Origin of the sequence: Marilutibacter maris, assembly GCF_006546735.2 — a bacterium.
Lineage (GTDB): Bacteria > Pseudomonadota > Gammaproteobacteria > Xanthomonadales > Xanthomonadaceae > Marilutibacter > Marilutibacter maris.
This window is the reverse complement of sequence record NZ_VICD02000100.1, coordinates 37,682-53,100: the sequence shown is the minus strand read 5'-3', so window position 1 is coordinate 53,100 and position 15,419 is coordinate 37,682. Positions and strand designations below refer to the sequence as shown.

Annotated in this window: 18 protein-coding genes; 16 read left to right on the top strand and 2 right to left on the bottom strand. The window is 69.2% G+C overall.

Annotated elements, in window-relative coordinates:
* The 15 genes from FKV24_RS07000 to FKV24_RS06930 form a co-directional block, all read left to right on the top strand.
* A partial coding sequence (locus FKV24_RS07000) for a type II secretion system protein GspJ (protein ID WP_211371810.1) occupies nucleotides 1–261 on the top strand: 261 nt, incomplete at its 5' end.
* Nucleotides 258–1,262, top strand: a complete 1,005-nt coding sequence (gene gspK, locus FKV24_RS06995; protein ID WP_111266003.1) for a type II secretion system minor pseudopilin GspK — start codon at nucleotides 258–260, stop codon at nucleotides 1,260–1,262. The genes FKV24_RS07000 and gspK, both read left to right, overlap by 4 nt.
* Nucleotides 1,259–2,449, top strand: coding sequence for a type II secretion system protein GspL (gspL, locus tag FKV24_RS06990; RefSeq protein WP_141481866.1), 1,191 nt, complete (start codon nucleotides 1,259–1,261; stop codon nucleotides 2,447–2,449). The genes gspK and gspL overlap by 4 nt, the downstream gene beginning before the upstream one ends.
* Complete coding sequence (gene gspM / locus FKV24_RS06985) at nucleotides 2,446–2,964, top strand: type II secretion system protein GspM (protein ID WP_111266001.1); 519 nt, start codon at nucleotides 2,446–2,448, stop codon at nucleotides 2,962–2,964. The genes gspL and gspM overlap by 4 nt, the downstream gene beginning before the upstream one ends.
* The gene (gene gspN / locus FKV24_RS06980; RefSeq protein WP_141481865.1) at nucleotides 2,961–3,689 is read left to right on the top strand and encodes a type II secretion system protein N; all 729 of its coding nucleotides are present in this window, start codon (nucleotides 2,961–2,963) and stop codon (nucleotides 3,687–3,689) included. Before gspM ends, gspN begins: the two co-directional genes overlap by 4 nt.
* Before the next feature lie 273 nt (nucleotides 3,690–3,962).
* Nucleotides 3,963–5,132 (top strand): OprO/OprP family phosphate-selective porin, encoded by a 1,170-nt coding sequence (locus FKV24_RS06975; protein ID WP_111265999.1) that lies wholly within the window; start codon nucleotides 3,963–3,965, stop codon nucleotides 5,130–5,132.
* Nucleotides 5,133–5,276: 144 nt separating this feature from the next.
* Nucleotides 5,277–6,296, top strand: a complete 1,020-nt coding sequence (gene pstS, locus FKV24_RS06970) for a phosphate ABC transporter substrate-binding protein PstS (protein WP_141481864.1) — start codon at nucleotides 5,277–5,279, stop codon at nucleotides 6,294–6,296.
* Between the two features lie 221 nt (nucleotides 6,297–6,517).
* Nucleotides 6,518–7,609, top strand: coding sequence for a phosphate ABC transporter substrate-binding protein PstS (gene pstS / locus FKV24_RS06965; protein WP_141481863.1), 1,092 nt, complete (start codon nucleotides 6,518–6,520; stop codon nucleotides 7,607–7,609).
* A 238-nt stretch (nucleotides 7,610–7,847) separates the two neighbouring features.
* Nucleotides 7,848–8,816: a phosphate ABC transporter permease subunit PstC gene (gene pstC / locus FKV24_RS06960; protein ID WP_111265996.1), complete on the top strand. Its 969-nt coding sequence runs from the start codon at nucleotides 7,848–7,850 to the stop codon at nucleotides 8,814–8,816.
* Complete coding sequence (gene pstA / locus FKV24_RS06955; RefSeq protein WP_111265995.1) at nucleotides 8,816–9,706, top strand: phosphate ABC transporter permease PstA; 891 nt, start codon at nucleotides 8,816–8,818, stop codon at nucleotides 9,704–9,706. The genes pstC and pstA overlap by 1 nt, the downstream gene beginning before the upstream one ends.
* A 52-nt stretch (nucleotides 9,707–9,758) precedes the next feature.
* Nucleotides 9,759–10,574 carry a phosphate ABC transporter ATP-binding protein PstB gene (gene pstB, locus FKV24_RS06950; RefSeq protein ID WP_111265994.1) on the top strand — a complete coding sequence of 272 codons (816 nt, stop codon included), beginning with the start codon at nucleotides 9,759–9,761 and terminating at the stop codon, nucleotides 10,572–10,574.
* Nucleotides 10,575–10,710: 136 nt separating this feature from the next.
* Complete coding sequence (gene phoU, locus FKV24_RS06945) at nucleotides 10,711–11,421, top strand: phosphate signaling complex protein PhoU (RefSeq protein ID WP_111265993.1); 711 nt, start codon at nucleotides 10,711–10,713, stop codon at nucleotides 11,419–11,421.
* A 274-nt stretch (nucleotides 11,422–11,695) separates the two neighbouring features.
* Nucleotides 11,696–12,130, top strand: coding sequence for an HvfA family oxazolone/thioamide-modified RiPP metallophore (locus FKV24_RS06940; RefSeq protein WP_111265992.1), 435 nt, complete (start codon nucleotides 11,696–11,698; stop codon nucleotides 12,128–12,130).
* A 60-nt stretch (nucleotides 12,131–12,190) separates the two neighbouring features.
* The gene (locus tag FKV24_RS06935) at nucleotides 12,191–13,048 is read left to right on the top strand and encodes an HvfB family MNIO-type RiPP peptide maturase (protein WP_141481862.1); all 858 of its coding nucleotides are present in this window, start codon (nucleotides 12,191–12,193) and stop codon (nucleotides 13,046–13,048) included.
* Nucleotides 13,041–13,832: an HvfC family RiPP maturation protein gene (locus tag FKV24_RS06930; protein ID WP_141481861.1), complete on the top strand. Its 792-nt coding sequence runs from the start codon at nucleotides 13,041–13,043 to the stop codon at nucleotides 13,830–13,832. Before FKV24_RS06935 ends, FKV24_RS06930 begins: the two co-directional genes overlap by 8 nt.
* 59 nt (nucleotides 13,833–13,891) lie before the next feature.
* Here FKV24_RS06930 and FKV24_RS06925 read toward each other — a convergent pair whose 3' ends face one another.
* Nucleotides 13,892–14,383 (bottom strand): ankyrin repeat domain-containing protein, encoded by a 492-nt coding sequence (locus FKV24_RS06925; RefSeq protein ID WP_141481860.1) that lies wholly within the window; start codon nucleotides 14,381–14,383, stop codon nucleotides 13,892–13,894.
* 22 nt (nucleotides 14,384–14,405) lie between these two features.
* On the opposite strand from FKV24_RS06925, the gene rnt reads away from it, so the two are divergent.
* Nucleotides 14,406–15,068, top strand: coding sequence for a ribonuclease T (gene rnt, locus FKV24_RS06920; protein WP_111265988.1), 663 nt, complete (start codon nucleotides 14,406–14,408; stop codon nucleotides 15,066–15,068).
* Nucleotides 15,069–15,094: 26 nt separating this feature from the next.
* On the opposite strand, the gene sugE is transcribed toward rnt, so the two are convergent.
* Nucleotides 15,095–15,412: a quaternary ammonium compound efflux SMR transporter SugE gene (sugE, locus tag FKV24_RS06915; RefSeq protein WP_111265987.1), complete on the bottom strand. Its 318-nt coding sequence runs from the start codon at nucleotides 15,410–15,412 to the stop codon at nucleotides 15,095–15,097.
* Nucleotides 15,413–15,419: the final 7 nt, after the last annotated feature.

Below are 15,419 nucleotides of genomic sequence, written 5' to 3'. Positions count from 1 at the left end.
CGGTACGTCGAGTACCGGCTCGCCGACGGACGCCTGGAACGCAGCAGCCGGCCCGCCCTGGACGGCGCAGGCACGGATGCCCCGCAACAGCTGCTGTCCGGCATCCGCGCGGCCTCCATCCGTTATCGCTATCGCGGCCGGTGGCTCAGCGGTTGGCCGGGCGGCGGCGGCGACCTGCCGGAGGCGATCGAGCTGGACCTGGACATCGAGGCGCTGGGACGGATCCGTCAGACCTTCCTGCTGCCGGGGGGAGAGGCATGAAGCGGCCGCTGCCCGGTCGCGTGCGCCAACGCGGCGTCGCCCTGCTGACCGTGCTGTTGCTGGTCGCGGTGATGACCGTGCTGATCGTCGGCATCCTCGACGACATCCGCTTCGGCCTGCGCCGCGCCGGCAACGCCCAGGCCGTGGCCCAGGCGCAGTGGTACGCACTGGGCACCGAGGCGATCGCCCGCCGACGGATCGACGCGCTGACCCGGCGCTCGCCCGGCATCACCACCCTCGACGGCGACTGGAACGGTCGCGCGTTCCCGTTCCCGATCGATGCCGGCGAGGGCGGCATGGCCAACGCGCGCGTGTTCGACGCCGCCACCTGTTTCAACCTCAACAGCGTGGTCGAGGGCGCGCCCGAACAATGGCAGCGCCGTGAACTGGGCGTGCGCCAGTATCTCGCCCTGCTGGAGGCGATCGACTTCGACGCCTATCGGGCGCAGGCGCTTGCCGACACCCTGGTCGACTGGATCGACACCGACGCGGAACGCTCGCCGATGGGCGCCGAGGACGGCAGCTACGCGACATTGCAGCCCGCGTACCGGACCGCCGGTGCGCTGCTGGCCGAGGTCAGCGAGCTGCGGGCGCTGAACGGCTACGACGCGGCGGTGTACGCGCGCCTGCGTCCGCATGTATGCGCGCTGCCGACCGCCGACCTGTCGCCGCTCAACGTCAACACGCTGCGGACGCGGGACGCACCGTTGCTGACGATGCTGACCCTGGGCGCGCTCGACCCGGCCCAGGCCAGACGCGTGATCGCGGCCCGGCCCGACGGCGGCTGGCGCGACCACGCCGCGTTCTGGAGCCAGCCGGCGCTGGCCGCCGCCGATGTGCCCAATCCGGTGCTCGAGCAGACCGGGCTGCGTACCCGCTACTTCGGCCTGCATGCCGAAGTCGAGTACGGCGATGCCCAGGTCGTGCTCAGCGACCTGTTCGAACACAGGCGCGATGGCGCAATCGCGCTGGTCGCCCGCCGCTGGACTGCCGAAGAATGAAACACCCGCCCTCCGTTCCCGCTTCCCTCCTGCTGTTGCCATCGGCGCAGGACGACACCCTGCAATGCCTGTGGATCGATGCCGACGGCTCGATCCGCACGCGCGGCCCGCTGGCCGCGGACGCCGCGCCGGCATCCGGTCGATCGTCCGGGGTCCGCTGCATCCTGGCGATACCCGGCCACCAGGTCGGCAGCCAGTGGCTGGAACTGAAGGCCCGCAACGAAGCCCAGGCACTGGCCGCGGCGAGGCTGCTGCTCGAAGAGCGTCTCGCCGGCGGTGGCGACGATCTGCACGTGGTGCTCGCTGCGCCGCCCGACGCGGGTACGCGCCGGCAAGTGCTGTACCTCGCCCCGGCGGTGCTGCGGCATCACCTCGACCGCGCCCGGACGCTCGGTTTCGAGCCGGACATGGCGATCCCCGACTACATGCTGCTGCCGGCACCGCAGGCGCCGGACCGGGACGAGGCCCGCACGGCGGCCGCGACCGTGTTCGAGCGCGACGGCCAATGGCTGGTACGCGCCCCGGAACTGGCATTCGGCTGCGAAGCCGGGCTGGCCGAAACGGTGCTTGCCGGTGCTCCACCGACGACGCCGGTCGCCGACACCGGCCAGGTCGAGGCGGTTCTGGCCCGGGGCGCGGTGGCAGCGTCGGTCGACCTGCTCCAGGGCCGCTTCGCGCGCGCCGAGGCGCAACCTTCGGACCTGCCCCGCTGGCGTCGGGTCGCACTGCTGGCGGGGCTGCTCGCGTTGTCCCCCCTGCTGCTCGTCGCGGTCGGGGCGGCCCGCTACGGCATCGCCGCATCGGCATTGCGGAGCGAGACCGCGGCCACCGTCCAGGACCTCGGCGCCACCGCCGGCGGCGACCCGATCACCTCGCTCCAGGACGCCTTGATCTCGACCGCGGCCGGCGACCGCTTCGCCCGCCTCAACGCCGCGCTGCATGGCGCGATCTCGACGATCCCGACGCTGCAACTGGAGCGTCTGGATTACCGTCGCGACAAGGCCCTGGAGGCCGTCGTCGCCCACCCGGCCCGCGGCGACCTCGATGAACTGCGCAGGCGCCTGTCGGATGCCGGCTTGCGGCTGGAGGTGGGCGACACCCGCGATGGCGGCGGCGGTCTGTCCACCACGATCCGGATCGACGAGCGACCGCCCCGCAGCGACACGCCGATGGAGGCCAGACCATGAACGGACAACCGCGGCGGATCGCGGAGTGGTGGCGCGCGCGCGACGACCGCGAACGGACGATGGTCGCGACAATGCTGGTGATGCTCGCCGCCTTCGCCTACTGGTACGCGCTGTTGACCCCGTTGCGGTACCTGCGCGACGCGGCGCGGGCCGGCTACGACCGCGCCGCCGCCGATGCCACGGCGGTGCGCGGACTGGCCTCGGAACTGCGTCTTGTCCGGGAGCGGGACGACCGCGGCCGTCCCGGCACCCGGGCTCTGCTCGACAGCGCCGCCGATGCCGGGATCGCGGTCAGCCGTCGCCGCCGCGACGAGCACGGCGCACTGGTGCTGGGCATCGACAGGGTCCAGTCGGAGCCGTTGTTCGCCTGGCTGGCCGGTCTGCGGCACGACCACGGGATCGGACCGGACACGCTGCACGTGGAAAGACGCGACGGCGCGTTGCGGGTCGAGGTCGGCTTCGACACCTTGGAAGCCGCCGCGTCGACAGGCGCAGACGCGGGGGACGGCGCATGAGACGGCGCCTGCGACTGCTGGCGGTGTTCGTGGCCGCCTGCATCGCGATGCTGGTGCTGCTGTTGCCGCTGCGCATCGCCCTGGACGCGTTCGCCGGCGACGGCCCCCTGCAGGCGCGGGAGGTGTCCGGCAGCCTGTGGTCCGGCCAGCTGCGCGGCGCCCGCTGGGGCGCGATCGCACTGGATACGCTGGACCTTCGGCTGCGGGTGCTGCCGCTGCTGTACGGACAACAGCACTGGGCGCTGGCCAGCCCGCACTTGCGTGCGACCGTGGTACGCGGCCGGGTGCGGGGACTGCGCGACGCTCATGGCGAACTCGGGCTGAGCGCGCACGCATGGCCCGGCGCCGACCTGCGCCTGAACCTGGACGGCGCCACCGCGCTGTTCCGCGACGGTCGCTGCGAGAACGCCGGCGGCCGGATCGGTCTCGACCTCCAACTGGACGCCGACGCCGGCGGCGGCGATCCGGGCCCGGCGCTCCGGCTCGACGGACGCGCGGTGTGCGCCGGGCCCGTCGCCCGCATCGAACTCGCACCCGCCGGCAGCCTCCCGCCCGGCATCGAGGCGGCCACGATCGCGATCGACATCGATGCGAACGGCGGATACGACGCCCGCGCCACGATACGCAGCGACCTGCCGGGCATCGCCCTCGGACTGCAGGCGCAGGGTTTCGAACCGGGCGCGGCCGGGCTGGAACGCAGCGACCGGGGACGCTTGCCGTACTGACCGGCACCCGCGCCCGGATCTGAAACAACACCGCCACAAAGCCGGCAACCGCCTCGACAGCAGTCGCACCCAGGCTCCGCGGTGACCGGATGGATTTCAGTGAAATTACAGAAAACTTGATTCAAGCTATTGAAATTAAAGAAATAACCGACAAGCACTCACGAACATGTCACATGACGCCCCGAGGACAGCAAGAAGACATGGCTGTCATACGAGCGTCATCATCACTACATACGCTGCGCCCACTCTTCCCATGCCCCAAGGGCCAGCCCAATGAAACTCATCCCCGCCCCTCTCGCTCTCGCCATCCTCGCCTGCGTCGCGCCGGCCGCCCACGCGGAAGTCGCCATCGACGTGATCGGCGGCTCCGAAGTGAGCTTCGAGGGGCTGCTGCAGACCGACGGTTACTGGTACGACAATGACGTCGCCAATCTCGATGCCGACGGCAGCGATGGCGACGACACCGACTTCGGCCTGCGCCGCGCCGAGCTGGTGCTCAAGGGCAAGGGCCCGGGCAACATCGACTGGGTGCTGGGCTACGACGCTTCCGGCGACGGCAAGTTCCTCGACGCCAACGTCAAGTACAAGATCGGCGGCGACAAGAAGCACTACGTGCAGGTCGGCCAGTTCAAGCAGCCCAACAGCATGGAAGAGCTGTCCTCGACCAAGAACAACGACTTCATCTCCAAGGCGATGATCACCAACACCTTCGCGGTGGGTCGTCGCCTGGGTGCCAGCTACAACATCGGCAGCGACGACTGGCAGGTCAGCGCCAGCTACTTCGGCCGCGAGCTGACCCGCAACCGCGCGCACGGCAGCGGCTTCGGCCTGCGCGGCGGCTGGGCACCGATCAACGAGAAGGGCAACGTCTTCTACATCGGCGCCTCCTACGCCAACTACGACGTCGACGGCGACACCATCCGCTGGCGCGCCCGTCCCGACGCCGACCTGTCCAACCGCCTGATCGACACCGGCAGCAGCGGCATCCTCAACGCCGACCGCACCTCGACGATCGGCCTGGAGTCGTTCTGGGTGCATGGCCCGTTCAAGCTGCAGGCCGAGTACATGATGAACTCGGTCGACCGCTACGACACCGGCTTCGCCAGCCAGCCCGGCAGCGACTTCGACAGCAGCGGCGGCTACATCAGCGGCGTGTGGAACGTCACCGGCGAGACCTGGACCAACAAGGGCGGCGTCCCCGGCACCTCCGGCGCCGAGAACCCGGCCAGCGGCATGTGGCAGCTGGGCCTGCGCTACGACACCCTGGATCTGGACGACGGCATCGTCCAGGGCGGCCAGATGGATACCTGGACCGTCGGCGTGAACTACTACTGGCGCTCGAACTTCAAGTTCATGGTCGACTACGTGAAGGTCGACAGCGAGCGTCGCGGCGTCGACGACAGCCCGAACATCATCGAAGCCCGCGCACAGTTCTTCTGGTAAGCCCCTCCTCTCTCTCCCATTGGGCTACTCCGAGGCGCGGTTCCCCGACCGCGCCTCTTTTTTCCCTGGCTGCCGCGTCGACCGCCGCCGCAGGGGTACCCGCAGCCTCCCGCACCTCCTGACCACCCTTACAGGAATCCCACCGTGATCCACGCCTCCCGCACCGCGCTGGCCGCGCTCGCGCTCGCCGCCGGCCTCAGCTTCAATGCCTCCGCCTCGGACGTGACCGGCGCCGGCGCTTCGTTCGTCTATCCCGTCATGAGCAAGTGGTCGGCCGACTATGCCGAAGCCACCGGCAAGCGCGTCAACTACCAGTCGATCGGCTCCGGCGGCGGCATCGCCCAGATCAAGGCCGGCACCGTCGACTTCGGCTCCTCCGACAAGCCGCTGCCGCCGCAGGAGCTGGCCGAGCATGGCCTGGCCCAGTTCCCGTCGGTGATCGGCGGCGTGGTGCCGATCATCAACATCCCCGGCGTCGCCTCCGGCGCGATGAAGCTCGACGGCGATCTGCTGGCCGACATCTTCCTCGGCAACGTGACCCACTGGAACGATCCGCGCATCGCCGCGCTCAACGGCGGCATCACGCTGCCGGACACCAAGATCACCGTGATCCACCGCTCCGACGGCTCCGGCACCACCTTCAACTTCGTCAACTATCTGTCCAAGGTCAGCCCGGCATGGAAGGACTCGGTCGGCGAAGGCACCTCGGTCAAGTGGCCGCTGGGCATCGGCGGCAAGGGCAACGAGGGCGTCGCCGCCTACGTCAAGCAGATCCGCGGCGCGATCGGCTACGTCGAGATGTCCTATGCGCTGCAGAACCGCCTGGCCTACTCGCGCCTGAAGAACGCCGCCGGCAACTACATCCTGCCCAGCGACGACAGCTTCCAGGCCGCCGCCGCCAGCGCCGACTGGACCCGGGCCGAGCACTTCTACCTGGTCATGACCAATGCCCCCGGCGAGCAGGCCTGGCCGATCACCGCCACCAACTTCATCCTGATGCGCAAGCAGCCGCAGGACGTCGACGGCGCACGCCAGGCCCGCGAGTTCTTCCGCTGGGTCTACGCCAACGGCGACGCCCAGGCCAAGGCACTGGACTACGTGGCCCTGCCGGACTCGCTGACCGAGCAGATCGAGGCCTACTGGACCCGCGAAATCGGCTACTGAGGCCGATCCAACCCCTGAACGGATGTAACAAAGCCCGGTTCGAATGTACCCGAACCGGGCTCTTTCCGGCCCCTGCGCGCCCTGTCGGAAACATGAATTTGTCCATGTTTTTCATGGACTTGGGTCATAGACCCGACAGGTGTAACAGGGGTGTAACAAAAACATCATTTCATAGTCCCGCCCGCCGGCCCCGCGCCGGCCTCTCTCTCATGGAGTCATACATGAAATCCTCGCCGGCCCGTATCGCCGTCCTCGCCCTCGCCACCACCCTGGCCCTGGCCGCCTGCAAGCCGTCGTCGGAAGCCCCGGCCACGGGCGAAGGCAGCAACGCCCCGGCCGCCGCGGAGGCGGCTTCGGACAAGGTCGCCGCCGAGATCACCGGCGCCGGCGCCACCTTCATCTTCCCGCTGATCTCCAAGTGGTCGGCCGACTACAACGCCCAGACCGGCGCCAAGGTGAACTACCAGTCGATCGGCTCCGGCGGCGGCATCGCCCAGATCAAGGCCGGCACCGTCGACTTCGGCTCCTCCGACGCCCCGCTGAGCCCCGAGGAGCTGGCCGAGGCCGGCCTGGGCCAGTTCCCGTCGGCGATCGGCGGCGTGGTCCCGGTGCTGAACGTCGAGGGCATCGAGGCCGGCAAGCTGCGCCTGACCGGCGAGCTGCTCGCCGACATCTACCTGGGCAAGGTCGAGAAGTGGAACGACGCGGCGATCGCCGCGGCCAACCCGGACGTCGCCCTGCCCGACCTGAAGATCAACCTGGTCCACCGCTCCGACGGCTCCGGCACCACCTTCAACTTCACCAACTACCTGAGCAAGGTCAGCAGCGCCTGGAAGGACCAGGTCGGTGAAGGCAAGTCGGTGAAGTGGATCACCGGCGTCGGCGGCAAGGGCAACGAGGGCGTCGCCTCCTACGTCCAGCAGATCAAGGGTTCGATCGGCTACGTCGAGCTGGCCTACGCGATCCAGAACAACATGGCCTACGCGACCCTGCAGAACGCCGCCGGCAACTGGGTGGCCCCGAGCGCCGAGAGCTTCCAGGCCGCCGCCGCGACCGCCGACTGGGCGAACACCAAGGACTTCCACCTGGTGATCACCAACGCGCCGGGCGCCGATGCCTGGCCGATCACCGCGACCAACTTCATCCTGATGTACAAGCAGCCCAAGGACGCCAAGCGCAGCGCCGATGCGATGGCCTTCTTCAAGTGGGCGTTCGAGAACGGCCAGGCCCAGGCTTCGGAGCTGCACTACGTGCCGCTGCCGCCGGAGCTGGTGCAGCAGGTCGAGTCCTACTGGGCTGCCGAGTTCAAGTAATGCAGCCGGGCGCCCGGGGCATTGTCCGGGCGCCCTCGTCGTTTCCTCGTCCCGCTGAGGCGGGGATCCAGCACCGGTGCCGGATCCCTGGTCTCTCTCCCAGGTCCCGGACATCGGCCCTGGATCCCTGCCAACGCGTGGATGAGCAGGCGGCAAGGCCGCCCACTTCCGGCTGCGGCCGGATGACGGCCCTTTTTCCAGACCCCGGACGCACTTCGCTCCGCATCGACGGCCCCGCATGAACGCGACCACCCTTCCCGCCAGCGCCCCCAAGTCCCGCGACGTCAAGGACGCCCGCAACGACCGCTGGTTCCGTTATGTCCTGGTGGCCACCGTCGCCCTGGTGCTGGTCGCACTGGCCGGCGCCGCCCTGTCGATGCTGTGGGGCGGCCGCCACGTGTTGGCCGCCAGCGGACTGGACTTCTTCACCACCACCGAATGGAACCCGGTGGAGGACAAGTACGGCGCACTGGTGCCCATCTACGGCACCATCGTCACCGCGATCGTCGCGATGCTGATCGCGGTTCCGGTCAGCTTCGGCATCGCCTTCTTCCTGACCGAGGTCGCGCCGCGCTGGGCGCGCGGACCGATCGGCACCGCGATCGAGCTGCTGGCCGGCATCCCCTCGATCATCTACGGCATGTGGGGCCTGTTCGTGCTGGTCCCGGTGATGACCGAGCACGTGACCCCGTGGCTCAACGACAACCTCGGCACCCTGCCGGTGATCGGCGCGGTGTTCCAGGGGCCACCGCTGGGCATCGGCATGCTGACCGCGGGCATCGTGCTGTCGATCATGGTGATCCCGTTCATCTCCTCGGTGATGCGCGAAGTGTTCCTGACCGTGCCGACCCGGCTGAAGGAGTCCGCCTACGCGCTGGGCTCGACCAAGTGGGAGGTGACCTGGGACATCGTGCTGCCGTACACCCGCTCGGCAGTGATCGGCGGCGTGTTCCTCGGCCTCGGCCGCGCGCTCGGCGAGACCATGGCGGTCGCCTTCGTGGTCGGCAACAGCGTGCGCTTCTCGCCGTCGCTGCTGGAGCCGGGCACCACCATTGCCGCGCTGATCGCCAACGACTTCGGCGAGGCCACCGAGACCTACCGCTCGGCCCTGCTGCTGCTCGGCTTCGTCCTGTTCGTGGTCACCTTCGTGGTGTTGGCGATCGCCCGCATCATGCTCCACAAGCTGTCCAAGAAGGAGGGCAACTGATGGCCACCGCCGTGAGGGATGCCGCCCAGCTGAAGGCCGCCGACGCGCTGTACCGCCGGCGCCGCGTGATCAACGCCCTGGCGCTCGTGTTGGCCTGCGCCGCCGCGGTGTTCGGACTGTTCTTCCTCGGCTGGATCCTGTGGACCCTGGCCGCCAAGGCGATCGGCGGCATCGATTGGGCGCTGTTCACCCAGGACACCCCGCCGCCGCTGCAGGAGGGCGGCCTGCGCAACGCCTTCTTCGGCAGCGCGGTGATGTGCCTGCTGGCGATCCTGATCGGCACCCCGCTGGGCATCGCCGCCGGCACCTGGCTGGCCGAGTACGGCAACGCGCGCAAGCTCGGCACCGTGGTCCGCTTCGTCAACGACATCCTGCTGTCGGCCCCGTCGATCGTGCTCGGCCTGTTCGTCTACACCCTGGTGGTGGCGCAGAGCGGCGGCAACTTCTCGGCCCTCGCCGGCGCCATCGCCCTGGCCTTCATCGTGCTGCCGGTGGTGGTCCGCACCACCGACGAAATGCTGCGGCTGGTACCGGCGCAGATGCGCGAGGCCGCGCTGTCGCTGGGCATCCCGCAGTGGAAGGTGATCGTGCAGGTGCTGTACCGCAGCGCCTCGGCCGGTATCGTCACCGGTATCCTGCTGGCGCTGGCGCGTATTTCCGGCGAGACCGCGCCGCTGCTGTTCACCGCCTTCGGCAACCAGTACTGGAGCACCGACGTGCTGCAACCGATGGCCAGCGTGCCGGTGGTGATGTACCAGTTCGCCGGCAGTCCCTACGAGTCCTGGCAGAGCATCGCCTGGGCCGGCGCGCTGGTCCTGGCCATGTTCGTACTATGTGTCAGCCTGATCGCCCGCGCCCTGCTGCTGCGCAACAGGATCTCCCATGACTGACCTCAGCCAAGCCCCCACCCAGAACGTCCCTCCCGTTGCCCGGACCCCGGTCATGAACGACGCCCGCATCACCATCGCCACGCCCCAGCGCGACTCCGCCACGGCCGAAGCCGCGCCGGTCAAGCTGTCGGTGCGTGGGCTCGACTTCCACTACGACCGCTTCCATGCGCTCAAGGGAATCAACCTGGACATTCCCGAGAAGCGGGTGACGGCGTTGATCGGCCCTTCCGGCTGCGGCAAGTCGACCCTGCTGCGGGTGTTCAACCGCATCTATGCGCTGTACCCCAAACTCAGCGCCAGCGGCCAGGTGCTGCTGGACGGCGAGAACATCCTCGACCCGCGCTATCCGATGAACCGGCTGCGCAGCAAGGTCGGCATGGTGTTCCAGAAGCCGGTGCCGTTCCCGATGACGATCTTCGAGAACGTCGCCTACGGCATCCGCCACCACGAGAAGCTGTCGAAGTCGGAAATGAACGACCGGGTCGAGCAGGCGCTGCGCCAGGGCGCGCTGTGGGACGAGGTCAAGGACAAGCTGGGCCAGAGCGCGCTCGGCCTGTCCGGCGGCCAGCAGCAGCGCCTGTGCATCGCGCGCGCGGTCGCCCTGCGTCCGGACGTGCTGCTGCTCGACGAGCCGACCTCGGCGCTGGACCCGATCTCGACCAGCCGCATCGAACAGCTGGTCGAGGAGCTGAAGCTCGATTACACCATCGCGATCGTCACCCACAACATGCAACAGGCGGCGCGCGTGTCCGACTTCACCGCCTTCATGTACCTGGGCGACCTGATCGAACACGGCTCCACCGACCAGATATTCTCGGCACCGACCAAGCAGCAGACCGAGGACTACATCACCGGCAGGTTCGGCTGAGGCACGCTGCCCACGCGGCCTGTCGAACGCCCGGCGACGGATGGCCGGGCCGGACGACCCGAAGTCGAAACGGTAATGCCACGGACGACCACCGCCTCCTGGCCAGAACGATCCGATTCTCCAGGACACCACTCAGATGAGCACCGACATGCACGATCACATCGTCAAGAGCTACGACGAAGAGCAGAAGCGTCTGCTCGACGAAACCCTGCGCATGGGCGAGATGGCCGCCTCCCAGCTCGAGGCCGCGCTCGACGTGGTCGAGCGTCGCGACGACAAGGCCGCCGAGCGGATCATCGCCAACGACGAGGCGATCGACGCGCTCGAGCAGGAGATCAGTCATGACGTGATGAAGCTCGCGCTGCGCGGCCCGCTGGCCCGCGACCTGCGCGAGATCCTCGCCGCGATCCGGATCGCCTCCGACATCGAGCGGGTCGGCGACTACGCCGCCAACGTCGCCAAGCGTTCCACCGCGCTGAACATGATGCCGGCGCTGCCGCACGTGGCCGGCCTGCACGCGCTCGGCACCCTGGCGGTCAAGCAGGTCCGCGACGTGCTCGCCGCCTACCGCGACAACGACATCGAGGCGGCCAAGCGGATCCGCGCGCGCGATGCCGAGATCGATGTCGCCTACACCGGCCTGTTCCGCGAACTGCTGACCTACATGATGGAGGACGCGCGCAGCATCACCGCCTGCACCCACCTCCTGTTCATGGCCAAGAACATCGAACGGATCGGCGACCACGCCACCAACATCGCCGAGAACATCTGGTTCCTGGTCAAGGGCGACGACGAGCTGCCGCCGCGCGAGAAGCGCGACGACTCCAACACCACCACTGCGCCCTGAGCGCTGGCGCGACCGGCTCGCGCCGGTGCGGGTTTCCGACGGGCGGCTTCGGCCGCCCGTTTTCGTTGCGCGGCCGGTCACGCTTCGTCGCGCCTGGATGAATCGTCGATAAACGTCACCGGGTCCGCGCCCGGCCCGTGGCATGGTCCTAACACCGGCCGTGTAACCCTCCGACACCTGACTGCGTAACAGCACAGTGTCCGGCGGCCCAGCGGCCGCGTGACTCGACCGGCGCGGATGACCCGCGCCATTCACTGGAGAGAGGAACCAAGACATGAGCAACAGCAAAAAACCGGTCGCACTCGCGGTGGGCGCCGTCCTGATCGGCGGCATGGCGATGTCCACGTCGGCGTTCGCGATGAACGATCTCGCCGGCGGCTACCTGCTCGGCGCCACCGTCGCCGAAGGCAACTGCGGTGCCGACAAGGCCGCCGAGGGCAAGTGCGGCGAAGGCAAGTGCGGTGTCGAGAAGATGGACACCGACCAGGACGGCATGGTCTCGCAGGCCGAGTTCGGCGCCGCCCACGACGGCGACACCAGCCGCTTCGCCAGCTACGACAGCAACAGCGACGGCCAGATCAGCGCCGACGAGCTGAAGGCCGGCCACGAAGGCTCCTGCGGCGCCGACAAGGGTGCCGAAGGCAGCTGCGGCGGCGACAAGGGCGCCGAGGGCAAGTGCGGCGAAGGCAAGTGCGGCGGCATGGCCTGATGCCAGCCCACCGCATGGCCCCGCACCTCCATGTGCTGACCCTGCAGTGAGAACCGTCGCATGACCGGCCACCCACCCCTTCGCTCCGACGCCGTCGGCCTCGGCCTGCGGCGGGCCCTGCTGGACCCGCTGCGGACCGCGTCCGCGGATGCCTTCGACTTCCTCGAATGCGCTCCTGAAAACTGGATCGGGGTGGGTGGCCTTCTTGGCGAGGCGCTGGAAACGCTCAGCGCCCGCCACCCGCTGACCTGCCATGGGCTGTCGCTGTCGCTGGGCGGCTGCGCGCCGCTGGACGAGACCTTCCTCGGCCGCGTCCGCCGCTTCCTCGACCGCCACCGGGTACCGCTGTACAGCGAGCACCTGAGCTACTGCAGCGACGACGGACAGCTCTACGACCTGCTGCCGATCCCGTTCACCGACGAAGCGGTGCATCACGTCGCCGCGCGCATCCGCCAGACCCAGGACATCCTCGGTCGCCGGATCGCGGTCGAGAACGTGTCCTACTACGCCGCCCCGCACCAGGGCATGGACGAGGCCGCCTTCATCAACGCGGTGCTGGCCGAGGCCGACTGCGACCTGCTGCTGGACGTCAACAACATCTACGTCAACGCGATCAACCACCGCTACGACGCCAGCGCCTTCCTCGCCGCGATGCCCGGCGAGCGGATCGCCTGCATCCATGTCGCCGGCCACTTCGACGAAGCCGACGACCTCAAGGTCGACACCCACGGCGCGGCGGTCAAGGACGCGGTCTGGTCGCTGCTGGGCGAGGCCTGCCGCCGTTTCGGCCCGCGCCCGACCCTGCTGGAACGCGACTTCAACTTCCCTCCGTTCGCCGAACTGCTCGGCGAGCTGGACACGGTGCGGGGCATTCTCGCGACCAACCGCGATGTCCGGCCCAGGCACGCCCATGCCTGACGCGCACACCTCCCCCGGTCCCGCGCCGCCGCGCCTGCGCGCGCAGCAGTTCGAGCTGACCCGCTACCTGCGCGACCCGGACGGCCAGCCGGCGCCGGACATCGAGCCGCGCCGGCTCGCGGTCTACCGCGAACTGCTGTTCAACAACATCGAGAGCCTGCTGGCCGGCAACTTCCCGGTGATCCGCAGGATCTTCGGCGACGAATGGCCGGCGTTGGTGCGTCGGTTCTATCGCGACCACCGCTGCCAGACCCCGCTGTTCCCGGAGGTCGCGCGCGAGTTCCTGCGCTTTGTCGAGGCGCAGCCCGGACTGGGGCCGGACTGGCTGGCCGAACTGGCCCACTACGAGTGGGTCGAGCTGGCGCTGCAGATCTCCGAGGCCCGCATCGAGGATGTCGACGCCGATCCGGGCGGCGACCTGCTCGAGGCCTGCCCGGTGCTGTCGCCGCTGGCCTGGCCACTGGCCTACCAGTGGCCGGTGCACCGGCTCGGTCCCGACCATCTGCCGCGACAGGCGCCCCAGACGCCGACCCTGCTGATGCTGCGGCGCGAACCCGACGGCCGGGTCCGCTTCTCCGAACTGAGCCCGCTGACCTACCGCTTGGTCGAGCGGGTGGGCGAGGCCGCCGACGCCTCGCCCCGCCCCAGCGGCCGCCTCCTGCTGCAGGCGCTCGCCGACGAGGCCGGTGTCGCGGCCGACCCGCCATTCATCGCCCAGGGCCTGGCCCTGCTGCAACAGATGCGCGCCAGCTCGGTGCTGCTGGGCACGATGCCGGCCGGCTGAGCGCCGCCGACGCGCGGATCACAGGATCCGACAGGCCCGCCCCCGCGTGGAGGCCCGGCTCAGGGCCGCAGCTCCGTGCCGCCATGGGCGACGATCAGGTCGGCGATTTCCAGATTGCCGTTGGCCCGGGCCCGGACCAGGGCGGAATAGCCTTCGAAGTCGCGCGCGTCGACCTCCACATCGTGGGCCAGCAGATACTTCGCGACCCCGACGTTGTTGACCATGCCGGCCAGATGCAGGGGCGTGAAACCGCCCAGCCTCGCATTGACCAGATCCGGTCGCGCCTCCAGCAGCTGGATCGCCTGCTCAGCCTTTCCGTTCCAGATCAGGGCTTCGAGATCGGGCTCGGCGGCCGCCGAAGCGCCGGCCAGGAACAAAGCCATCAGGACCGCCGCAAGAATCCTCACCAATCGCTCCGTATCGCATGCATCCGGGGCCGACACCCTGCCAGAGCGCGCGCGGGACGGCCAGCCTTCGCCGGACCGCCGGCCTTCGCGATCCAGAGTGTCGGCGCCACCCTCGCACCTCCCGCCCGCGGTCGGTTCCGGCATACGGGTCTGCTACGCTTTCGCCATGCATATCCCCCGCGAAATCGCCGCCGCGGTGCGCCCCACCGGCGCCAAGGCGGCCGCCCTCTCGCCCTTGTCCACGCGCTTCCGCGGCTACCTGCCGGTGATCGTCGATGTCGAGACCGGCGGCTTCGACTGGAACCGCCACGCCCTGCTGGAAATCGCGGTCGCACCGGTCGACGTCGACGACGACGGCCAGCTGTGCGTGGGCGAGGTGACCGGCAGCCACGTGGTTCCGGCCGCCGGCACCGAGATCGACCCCAAGTCGCTGGAAGTGACCGGGATCGACATCGACCATCCGTTCCGCGACGCCCTGCCCGAGCGACCGGCGCTGGAGCGGGTGTTCGCGCCGGTACGCGCCGCGGTCAAGAAGCACGGCTGCCAGCGCGCGATCCTGGTCGGCCACAACGCCCACTTCGACCTGAACTTCCTCAACGCCGCGGTCGCGCGCTGCAACCACAAGCGCAATCCGTTCCACCCTTTCAGCGTGTTCGATACCGTGACCCTGGCCGGCGTCGCCTATGGCCAGACCGTGCTGGCGCGGGCGGTGCAGGCGGCCGGGCTGGACTGGAACAGCGACGAGGCGCACTCGGCGGTCTACGACACCGAGCGCACCGCGCAGTTGTTCTGCAAGATCGTCAACGCCTGGCCGCAGGCGCCGCGCTGAGGGCCAAAGCCGCGGGCGACCACCGCTCAGGGCGTCGCCAGCTTCAGCCCGACCAGACCGGCGACGATCAACAGCACGCTGGCCGCGCGCAACAGGTTCAGCGGCTCGTCGAACAGCACGATGCCGAGAATGACGGTGCCGACCGCGCCAACGCCGACCCAGACCGCATAGGCGGTGCCGACCGGCAACGACTTCATCGCCACGCCGAGCAGGCCGACGCTGATCGCCATCGCGGCGACCGTGCCGACCGACGGCCACAGGCGGGTGAACCCTTCGGTGTACTTCAGACCGATCGCCCAGCCGATCTCGAACAGGCCGGCGACGATGAGGATGATCCAGGACATGACGGAG